We start from the raw sequence: 10,063 nt of genomic DNA, 5'->3' as shown, positions 1-10,063 counted from the left end.
CGCAGCGAGTTCTGCGACGCAGCCGATGGCGCGAGCACCGCAGGGCAGCCGCGAAGCGGCCGGCGCACCGGGGTCGTCCGGCCCGCACCGCCTGCCGGGCGCGCGCCGCTACGGACGCAGCCCATTCAACCCTTGCGAACCAAAGGTGCCCCCACCCCCGTGCGCTCCAGAATCAACCCATAGTGCTCTGGCCGCCGGTGCTTCGCGAAGTTGAAGACATGGTTGCGGAAGTTGTCGCCCAGCGTCAGGTCGATCGCTGCGAAGATCACTTCGTCTTCCTCGCTCTGCGACTGCGCCACGATCTCGCCGGTCGGCGCCACGATGGCCGAACCGCCGATCATGTGGAAGCCGTCTTCCGACCCGCACTTGGCTGCGGCGCCGATCCACAGCGCGTTCTGGTACGCGTTGGCCTGCAGTGACAGCAGGTGATGGAACATGCGCAGGTGCGGCGGCTCGGTCCAGTGGATGTTCCACGACGGCGTGTTGTAGCCCAGCACCACCAGCCGCGCGTCCTGCAGGCTCATCACGCGGAAGGTCTCGGGCCAGCGGCGGTCGTTGCAGAGGCACTGGCCGACGTTCGTGCCCAGCATCGGCCACACGCCGAAGCCGTCGTTGCCGACCTCGAAGAACTTCTTCTCCAGATGCTGGAAGGGCGCGTCGGGCTTGTGGTTCGAATGGCCGGGCAGGTGGATCTTGCGGTAGCGCCCGACGATGTTGGCCTGCTCGTCGACCAGGATCGAGGTGTTGAAGCGCTGCCCGCCAGGCGTGCGCTCCGCATAGCCGAGGTAGAAGCCGATGCCCAGCGACTTCGCCAGGTCGAACAGCGGTTGTGTCGCGGGGCCGGGCATCGAGGGCTCGAAGAAGCGTGCCTCGGCTTCTTCCTCGCTCATCCAGTAGCGCGGAAAGAAGGTCGTCAGCGCGAGCTCGGGGAACACCACCAGCTTCGCGCCGCGGCCCGCGGCCTCGCGCATCATTTCCATGAGCCGCGCGACCGCCGATTCGCGGCTGTCGTTCAAGTGAATGGGGCCGAGCTGGGCAACGGCCAGACCGAAACGTTCCTTGGTCATGCAGTCATCCCTTTCGTCCATGCGGAGAGTGCGCCCTTGCTGGTGCCGACCGCCTTGCGCTGCATCGGTTCGGGCTTGCCGCGTGGCACGTAGCGGCCCGAACCGCGTTCGGCGTTTAGCGCGTCGTCCTTGACGACCACGCGGCCGCGGCTCAGCACCACCTCGGGCCAGCCGCGCAGCGTGCGGCCTTCGTAGGGCGTGTAGCCGACGTTGTCGTGCAGCATCGACCAGGTGATCGTCGTCTCGCGCTCGGGGTTCCACAGCGCGAGGTCGGCATCGGCGCCGATCGCGATGCTGCCCTTCTTCGGCGCCAGCCCGTACATGCGCGCATGGTTGGTCGAGGTCAACGCGACGAACTGCTCGATGCTGATCCGTCCCGTCATCACGCCTTCGGAGAACAAGAGTGGCATGCGCAGCTCGATGCCCGGCACGCCGTTGGCCATGTCCTTGAAGCCGGTCTGCTCGCCCTTGGGCAGCTTGCCGGTTTCATCGAAGCGGTAGGGCGCATGGTCGGACGAGAACACGCCCAGTGTGCCGTCCTTCAGGCCTTCCCACACGGCCTCCTGCGAGGCACCGTCGCGCGGCGGCGGGCTGCAGCAGAACTTGGCGCCTTCCAGGCCCGGCTGGTCGAGGTCGTCGGCGGTGAGGAAGAGGTACTGCGGGCAGCTCTCGGCGTGCACTTGCGCACCGAGCGCGCGCGCGTCGCGGATGACCTTCACCGTCTCCTGCCCCGCCACATGCACGATCAGCACCGGCACGTCGAGCAGGCGCGACAGCGACACGGCGCGGAAGGTCGCCTCGGTCTCGGCCAGCGGGTCGTGCGCCACGCCGTGGAACTTGGGCGCCTTCAGCCCGCGCTCGATCAGCCGTTGCGCGAGCCAGCGGATCATGTCGTGGTTCTCGGCGTGCAGCATCACCAGCGCGCCTTCGCGGTCGGCCAGTTCCAGCACGTCGAGCAGCTGGTAGTCGTCGAGCTTGAGTTTGTCGTAGGTCATGTAGACCTTGAGCGACGTGATGCCGTTGCGGATCGCCTCGGGCAGGTCGACCGTCAGCGCGGTCTGGTCCGGGTTCGCCAGGATCAGGTGGAAGCCGTAGTCGATCACGGCCTTTTCGCGCGCGAGCATTGCGTAATCGGCGATCACCTCGGGGATCTTCATGCCGCGGTGCTGCGCCGCGAACGGGATGATCGTGGTGGTACCGCCGAACACGGCCGACACCGTCGCCGAATGGAAGTCGTCGGCGCACATCACGCCCATGCCCGAGAGCTGCTCGACGTGCACATGGCTGTCGATGCCGCCCGGCAGCACCCAGCGGCCGGCGGCGTCGATGTCCTCGCGGCCCGGCGGCAGGTTCTTCTCGATGGCAACGATGACGCCGTCCTTGATGCCGATGTCGGCCTCGAAGGTTTCGGTGTCGGTGGAGATGCGCCCGTTGCGCACCGTCAGGTCGAATGGCATGTCGCTCGTCATCAGAAGGTCCCCGGGTAGTGGCCGCCATCCATCAGCAGGTTCTGGCCGGTGATGAAGCCGGCCTGTGTGCTGCACAGGTAGGCGCAGGCGTCGCCGAACTCGGCTGGCGTGCCGAAGCGGCCGGAAGGGTTGGCCGCGCGGCGCTCGGCCAGCACCGTCTCTTCGCTCTTGCCGGTCTGCTTCGACCATTGCCGCGCCGTCTCGCGCAGGCGGTCGGTCTCGAAGGGGCCGGGCAAGAGGTTGTTGATCGTCACGTTGTGCGCCACCGTCTTGCGCGCCAGCCCGGCGACGAAGCCGGTGAGCCCGGAGCGCGCACCGTTCGAGAGGCCCAGGATGTCGATGGGCGCCTTCACCGCGCCGGAGGTGATGTTGACGATGCGGCCGAAGCGGCGCGCGATCATGCCGTCGACCGTGGCGCGGATCAGTTCGATGGGCGTGAGCATGTTGGCGTCGAGCGCCGCGATCCACACGTCGCGGTCCCAGTCGCGAAAGTCACCGGGCTTCGGGCCGCCGGCGTTGGTCACCAGGATGTCCGGCGCCGGGCAGGCGGCCAGCGCGGCGGCACGGCCGGCGGGCGTGGTGATGTCGGCGGCCACGGCTGTCACCGTGGCACCGGTTGCCGCGCGGATGGCCGCAGCGGCGGCTTCGAGTGCTTCGGCGCCGCGCGCGACGATCGTCACCGCCACGCCTTCGCGTGCGAGCGACTGCGCGCAACCGAGGCCGAGCCCTTTGCTGGCGCCGCAGACCAGCGCCGTGCGTGTCGAGAGTCCGAGATCCATGGTGTCTATCCTGGTTGGCGTGGCGTGATGATGGCCTGCGGCACGTCGTAGGCGCGCAGCGAGGCCCAGTGCTGTTCGACATCGTCGCGGAAGAGACCGCGGGTGATGCCAGACACCAGCTTGGGGATGGCCGTCGTCAGCGCGTTGATCGACGAGCCCGATGCGCCGAAGCTCATCGTCGAGCCGATCGCGAAGAGATGCACGTTGCGCAGCCACGGCGTCGTGCCGGTTGTGCGTTCGCTGAAGGCGTAGTCGTCCGCGAGGTACGGGAAGGCGGCCAGCCGCGCGTCCTGCTCGTCGGCGGGCGGCAGGTAGCGGTCGGCCCAGGTGGCGATGTTGTGCGCGAATTCTCCCAGCTCGGGGCGGGCCGCGAAGTCGACGTCGATGCCGGTCGCGCTGATGACGAAGTCGGCGTGCATCGCGCCTTGCGTCGTGTCGAGTTCGATGCGCTGCTCGGCGTCGTCGAAGCGGCTGCCCGTCACGCTGCGGCCGGTGTGCAGATAAAAGTTGGCGTGCATCGCGCAGCGGTCGTAGGTCGGCTGCGGAAAGCCTTCGCGCAGGCTCAGGATGTGCCGCATGAAGCGCCAGCGCCAGGCGTCGTCGAGGTCCGACAGGTGCCGGAGGAACCCGCGGAAGGTGAGCCAGCGGTAGGGCTGCACCACCTGCGGTTCGAGCCGGCGGCACAGCAGGTGCACAGCGGCCGCGCCGGCTTCCAGCGCGGTTGCCGCGTTGTCGAAGGCCGAGGCGCCGGCACCGATCACCACCACCGTCTTGCCGCGCGCGCGGTCGAAGTCGAAGGGCTGCGACGAATTCACGCAGCGGTCGGCGGGCAGGCCCGCGAGCGTCGACGGCATGGCCCAGCGGCCCACGCCTTCCTGGCCGGTGGCCAGCACGATCTTGCGGGCGTACAGCGTGCGGCCCTGGCCACCCGACGCCACTTCGGCCGCGAGCAGGTCGCTGCCCTCGACCGGCGCGATGCGCAGCAGCCGCGTGTCGTTCTGCACCGGCACCTGGGTCACGCGGCGCACCCACAGCAGGTACTCGGCCCACAAGCCTTTGGGCAGCATGTCGAGCGCGTCCCACGCGGCCTCGCCGAAGCGCGCCTCGTACCAGGCGCGGCAGGTCAGGCTCGGGATGTCGAGGTCGGGCCCGGTGTAGTCCTTCGGGTTGCGCAGCGTGTGCATGCGCGCGTAGGTGTTCCACGGGCCTTCGCCGGCGAGCGGCGCCGCATCGATGGCGAGGATGTTGTCGACCTTGGAGCGCAGCAGGCCGAAGGCCGTCGCGCTGCCCGACTGGCCGGCACCGACGATCAGCACGTCGAGGGCCGGTTGCCCGTCGGGCCCGGTGCGCGGCGTGAGCCAGGGCTGGTGCGGGTGGGCGATGCTGGCCAGATCGCGCGCGACCCGGGCTTCCAGCGCCTCCAGCGTGCTCATGCGGCCAGCCATCCGCCGTCGACCACCATCGTGGTGCCGGTCGTGAACGCCGACGCGTCGCTGGCCAGGTGCAGCGCCGAATGGGCGATGTCTTCCGCGCGGCCGAAGCGGCCCAGCGCATGGCGCTGGCGCGAGGCCTCGCGCGCGGCGTCGGGGTCGGCCTGCCGGCCGAAGCCGCGTGCCAGCATCGGCGTGTCGATGGCGCCGGGCGCGATCGCGTTGACGCGGATGCCGTCGGCCGCGAAGTCCAGCGCCATGGTGCGCGTGAGGCTCATGATCGCGCCCTTGGCGGCGATGTAGGCGCTGTTGCCGCGGCCACCGGCCAGGGCCAGTTGCGACGCGAAGGTGATGATCGATCCGCGCCCCTGGCGCTGCATGGCCGGGACCACGGCGCGCGCCCACAGCCAGGTGCCGCCGACGTTGGTGCGGAACACGGCGTCCCAGTCGTCCGGTGCCGTCGTGAGCACGGTGCCGCCGCAGGAGAAGCCCGCGGCGCATATCAGCACGTCGATGCGGCCCCAACGTGCGAGCACCGCGGCGGCGTTGGCGTCCGCCGTGCCGGGCGCGCCCACGTCGGCGCCGAAGGCCAGCGCCTCGCCGCCCTCGGCCTGGATGCGGGCGGCGGTGTCTTCCGCGGCCGCCAGCTCGCGGTCGACGATCGCCACGCGGGCGCCTTCGCGCGCGAAGAGCAGGGCCGATGCCTGGCCGATGCCCGATCCGCCACCGGTGACGATGGCGACTTGTTCTTTCAATCTCACGGAACTTCCTTGGATGACGATGCGTGGTGCCGGCACCAGGCCTCGAGGTGATCGGCCGACGCGTCCATGCCGAAGCCGGCCTGCCAGCCGAACTCGGCCTGCAGCCGCGCGACGGACAGCGGCGCGCGGTCGGCCGGTGCATGCAGGTCGATGGTCGGTGCCTCGCCCTCGCGGGCCAGGCGGCATTCGAAGCCGGGCCGCAGCGCGGCGAGCCGCTCGCCCCAGGCGAGTGCCGTCCAGCTCTGCGGCGCCGACACGTTGTAGAGGCGGTGGTTCAAGGTCGCGGCATGCGCAACGGCATGCACGGCGCGCGCCACGTCGGGCGCGTAGACCCAGTCGCGCAGGCCGTGCCGTGCCAGCAGGGCGGGCGTGCCGCGACGCGCCGCCTCGGTGATCTGGAACTGCGGGCTGGTCGTATCGCGCACGCCGGTTGCGCGCTCCCACGGGCCGAACACGCCGCTCAGGCGCAGGCTCACGAAGTCCAGCGACCAGAGATCGGCCAGGCGCCCGCCGATCATTTCCGAGGTGAACTTGGTGATGCCGTACAGGCCGGTGGGCTGGGGCGGCGTGTCTTCGTCGACGGCGGCCACGCCCATGGCGGCACGGCCGTAGGCGGCGGCCGAACTGAGGTTGATGATGCGGCGCACCTTCGCATCGCGTGCGGCCCGCAGGATGGGCGTGAGCGCCATCAGGTTGACCTGCAGGATCGTCTCCGGGTCGCGCGTCTCGCGCGCGGCGTCGGCCGTGACCGCGGAGCCGAGGACCACGGTATCGATCTCGTCCGTCATCGCACGCGTGATGGCGTCGACGTCCGTCACGTCGCCTTGCAGCACTTCCAGCGAGCCAGGCAACGCCGCGAATGCGGCATTGGCCGCCGCCGGCAGCGGCAGCCGGTCGAACAGCACCACGGCCTCGCCCTCGGCGAGCAGCCGTTCGGCGATGTTGAGGCCGACGAAGCCGACGCCGCCGAAGACCAGCGTCTTCCTCATGCCGGCACCGCCTCGAAGGCCACCGGGGCCGCATTCGGCTCGAAGTGCGGAATTGCGGCCAGCAGCGCCTTGGTGTAGTCGGACTTTGGCGCACGGAACAGGTCGGCGCTCAGGCCTTCTTCTACCACCTCGCCGTTGCGCAGCACGATGGTCCGCTCGCACATCATGCGCACCACGTTCAGGTCGTGGCTCACGAACAGGAAGGCCAGGTCTTCCTCGCGGCGCAGCTTGTCGAGCAACTGCAGGATCACCGCCTGCACCGACACGTCGAGTGCGGCCGTGGGCTCGTCGAGCACCAGGAGGCGCGGCTTGCAGGCGATGGCGCGCGCGATGCCCACGCGTGCCTTCTGGCCGCCGGAAAGCTGGTGCGGAAAGCGGTCGAGCAGTTCGAGCGGCAGGCCGACGCGCACCGCGCAGTCGTTCACGGCCTTGGTCAGTGCGGCGCCCGAGGACATGCCCGCAAGCCGCCGCAGCGGGTGCGCGATGCAGTCGAAGGCGCTGAAGCGCGGGTTGAGGCTGTCGTGCGGGTCCTGGAAGACGATCTGGATGTCCTTGCGCAGGGCGGACTTGTGGAAGTCGTTGGCCTTGATCTGGCCGATGCTGCCGCCGTCGAACAGGATGTCGCCCTCGCTCCCGTCGATCAGCCGGCACAGCATGCGCGAGATGGTGCTTTTGCCCGAGCCCGATTCGCCCACAAGCCCGAGGCTCTCGCCGCGCGCGAGGCGGAACGACACGCGGTTCACCGCCGTGATGCCGCCGGGATAGTGCTTCGACAGCCCCTGCACTTCGAGCAGCAGTGGCGTGCCTGGCGGCAGCGGCGCCTTGGGTGCTTCGACGATCGGCGGCAGTGCCTCGCCACCGTCGACCACGAGGTCCGCGATGGTCGAGGTCAGCGTCGGCGACGCCGCCACCAGCCGCTTCGTGTACGGGTGCGTTGGCGCGCTGAAGAGTTGCAGCGGCGGCGCGTCTTCCACCACCTGGCCGCGTTCCATCACGACCACGCGGCTGCAGTACTTGGCCGCGAGCCCAAGGTCGTGCGTGATGAGGATGGTCGCCATGCCGCGCTTGGCGGTGATGGCGGCCAGCAGGTCCATCACGGTCTTCTGCGTGGTCACGTCGAGGCCAGTGGTGGGCTCGTCGGCGATCAGCAGCGCCGGCTCGCTGGCGATCGCCATCGCGATCATGATGCGCTGGCACATGCCGCCCGACAGCTCGTGCGGGTAGGCGTCCAGCCGCTTCTCGGGCTCGCGGATCAGCACGTCCTTCAGCAGATCCAAAGCTCGCGAACGCGCTTCGGCGGGCGTGAGGTTCGTGTGGACCTTCAGCGCATCGGCGATCTGCAGGCCGACCGTGCGGATCGGGTTGAGCGCCGCGCGCGGATTCTGGAAGATCATCGAGATCGCTGCGCCGTGCGTCGAGCGCAGCGTCTTCCAGGTCGCGTGCGTGATGTCCTGGCCGCGGTAGCGGATCTTCCCGCCGAGGATGCGGCCGGCCGCTTCGAGCAGGTGCGTCACGGCAAAGGCGGTGACCGACTTGCCCGAGCCGCTTTCGCCCACGATGCCCAGGGTCTGGCCCACGTCGAGCGACAGGCTCACGCCGCGCACCGCCTCGACCATGCCCCGCCGCGTGGAGAAGCTGACGCGCAGGTCTTCGATATCGAGCAGACGTTCGGCGCTCTTTGGTGCTGCGCTCATGTCCGCATCCTCGGGTCCAGGATGTCGCGCAGGCCGTCACCCAACAGGTTGAAGAAGAGCACGGCGATCATCAGCGCGAAGCCGGGGCAAGCCACCAGCCACCAGTTGCCGGTGGAGATGAAGCGCGCGCCCTCGGCGACCATGATTCCCCACTCCGGCGTCGGCTGCTGCACGCCCAGGCCGATGAAGGACAGGCCGGCCGCATTCAGCACCGCCCAGCCCAGGTTCAGCGAGATCTGAACCGCCATCGCCGGCAGGATGTTCGGCAGCAGGAAGCGCAGGATCACCGACAGGTGCGAGTCGCCGCAGGCGCGGGCCGATTCCACCCAGCCGGCGTTGCGCCGGACGTTGACCTCGGCCCGCGCGAAGCGGATGTAGAAGGGCAGGTTGATGAAGGCCGTGGCGATCACGATGTTCTCGACGCGGTTGCCCAGCGCCGCCACCATCGCCATCGCCAGCACGAAGAGCGGGAAGGCCATCAGCACGTCGACGAAGCGCCCGACCATGCGGTCGAGCCGACCGCCGACGTAGCCGCAGATGCTGCCGATGACGGCCCCGACGACGAAGGACAGGCTCACGGCCGAGGCGGCGATCATCAGGTCGAGCCGCGCCGCGACGATGGTGCGGCTGAACACGTCGCGCCCCAGCTGGTCGGTGCCGGCCCAATGCAGCGCGCTCGGCGCCTGCAGCGCGATCGCGACGTTCGACGCGATCGGGTCGTACGGCACGATCCACGGCCCGATGGCGGCCAGCACGCAGAGGATGGCGACGCCGACGGCGGCCACGGCCGTCAGCGGGTTGCCGCGCAGCACCCACGCGACGTGGTTCAAGGTTGCGGTGCTCATTCGATGGAGATGCGGGGGTCGGAGATGCTGTAAAGGATGTCGACCGTCAGGTTGACCATCACGAAGATCGAGGCCATCAGCAGCACGAAGCCCTGCACCGGCGCGTAGTCCGATGCGAGCAGCGCGTCGAGCGCATACGACGCCACGCCCGGCCACGAGAAGACCTTCTCGACCAGCACGTTGGCGCCCAGCATGGTGGAGAACACGATGCCCAGGATGGTGAGCACCGGCAGCACCGCGTTGCGCAGCGCGTAGGTGACGACGATGCGCCAGGCCGGCAGGCCGATGGAGCGCGCGGTGCGCACGAAGTCGCTGCCCAGCGCGGCCAGCATCGAGGCGCGCGTGATGCGGGCGATGGGCGCCAGCACGAAGAGCGCCATCGTGAGCGCGGGCAGCACGAGCTGCTTGGCGGCGGCCCACCAGCCGGCCATGTCGCCGGCGAGGAGGAAGTCGATCAGCAGGAAGCCGGTGACGCGCGGCGCCGCGCTGGTGAAGACATCGAGCCGCCCGGTCGGGTCGGGTGCGATGCCGAACATGTAATAGAAGACGTACACCAGCAGCAGGCCCGACACGAAGGTGGGCACGCACACGCCGATCACGCAGAACATGCGCACCGCGTGGTCGATGAAGGAGCCGGCGCGCAGCGCGGCCAGGATGCCCAGCGGCACCGCGCTCACCAGCGCGATGAGCAGGGCGGTGAAGGTGAGCTCGAGCGACGCGGGCAGTCGCTGCCGGATGTCCGCCACCACCGGCTGGCCGGTGGTGAGCGAGCGGCCGAGCTTGCCCGTGCCCACGTCCTTCAGGTACAGAAAGAGTTGCTCGGGCACCGGCTTGTCCAGCCCCATCTGCTTGCGCACCATCTCGATTTCTTCCTGGCCCGAGTTGGCCCCGGAGGCGAAGAACACCGCCGGGTCGCCGGGCAGCACGCGCATCAGCAGGAAAGTGAAGACGAGCACGCCGAACAGCGCCGGTAGCGAGGAGACGAAGCGCCGGCCGGTGCGGCGCAGGGTGGTGGCGAGCAGGCTCACG

9 protein-coding genes are annotated in these 10,063 nt (G+C 69.6%); all 9 read right to left on the bottom strand.

Annotated elements, in window-relative coordinates:
* Positions 1–125: 125 nt before the first annotated feature.
* From N8A90_RS22505 to N8A90_RS22465, 9 genes are read right to left on the bottom strand one after another with little or no spacing between them, the layout of a single operon-like run.
* Positions 126–1,067 carry an N-carbamoyl-D-amino-acid hydrolase gene (locus N8A90_RS22505; RefSeq protein WP_262077451.1) on the bottom strand — a complete coding sequence of 314 codons (942 nt, stop codon included), beginning with the start codon at positions 1,065–1,067 and terminating at the stop codon, positions 126–128.
* Complete coding sequence (gene hydA / locus N8A90_RS22500; RefSeq protein WP_262077450.1) at positions 1,064–2,524, bottom strand: dihydropyrimidinase; 1,461 nt, start codon at positions 2,522–2,524, stop codon at positions 1,064–1,066. The genes N8A90_RS22505 and hydA overlap by 4 nt, the downstream gene beginning before the upstream one ends.
* An 11-nt stretch (positions 2,525–2,535) precedes the next feature.
* Complete coding sequence (locus N8A90_RS22495; RefSeq protein ID WP_262077449.1) at positions 2,536–3,315, bottom strand: SDR family oxidoreductase; 780 nt, start codon at positions 3,313–3,315, stop codon at positions 2,536–2,538.
* Positions 3,316–3,320: 5 nt separating this feature from the next.
* Entirely contained in the window at positions 3,321–4,748 is a 1,428-nt protein-coding gene (locus N8A90_RS22490) for an NAD(P)-binding domain-containing protein (protein WP_262077448.1), read from the bottom strand.
* Positions 4,745–5,500: an SDR family oxidoreductase gene (locus tag N8A90_RS22485; protein ID WP_262077447.1), complete on the bottom strand. Its 756-nt coding sequence runs from the start codon at positions 5,498–5,500 to the stop codon at positions 4,745–4,747. The genes N8A90_RS22490 and N8A90_RS22485 overlap by 4 nt, the downstream gene beginning before the upstream one ends.
* A 2-nt stretch (positions 5,501–5,502) precedes the next feature.
* The gene (locus N8A90_RS22480) at positions 5,503–6,495 is read right to left on the bottom strand and encodes an NAD-dependent epimerase/dehydratase family protein (RefSeq protein WP_262077446.1); all 993 of its coding nucleotides are present in this window, start codon (positions 6,493–6,495) and stop codon (positions 5,503–5,505) included.
* Positions 6,492–8,189, bottom strand: coding sequence for a dipeptide ABC transporter ATP-binding protein (locus N8A90_RS22475; RefSeq protein ID WP_262077445.1), 1,698 nt, complete (start codon positions 8,187–8,189; stop codon positions 6,492–6,494). The genes N8A90_RS22480 and N8A90_RS22475 overlap by 4 nt, the downstream gene beginning before the upstream one ends.
* Positions 8,186–9,034 (bottom strand): ABC transporter permease, encoded by an 849-nt coding sequence (locus N8A90_RS22470; RefSeq protein WP_262077444.1) that lies wholly within the window; start codon positions 9,032–9,034, stop codon positions 8,186–8,188. Before N8A90_RS22470 ends, N8A90_RS22475 begins: the two co-directional genes overlap by 4 nt.
* Positions 9,031–10,062, bottom strand: a complete 1,032-nt coding sequence (locus tag N8A90_RS22465) for an ABC transporter permease (protein ID WP_262077443.1) — start codon at positions 10,060–10,062, stop codon at positions 9,031–9,033. Before N8A90_RS22465 ends, N8A90_RS22470 begins: the two co-directional genes overlap by 4 nt.
* Position 10,063: the final 1 nt, after the last annotated feature.

Origin of the sequence: Variovorax sp. N23 (assembly GCF_025486315.1) — a bacterium.
Classification (GTDB): Bacteria; Pseudomonadota; Gammaproteobacteria; order Burkholderiales; family Burkholderiaceae_C; genus Variovorax.
The sequence above is the reverse complement of the archived record's forward strand: the minus strand, read 5'-3'. Positions and strand labels throughout refer to the sequence as shown.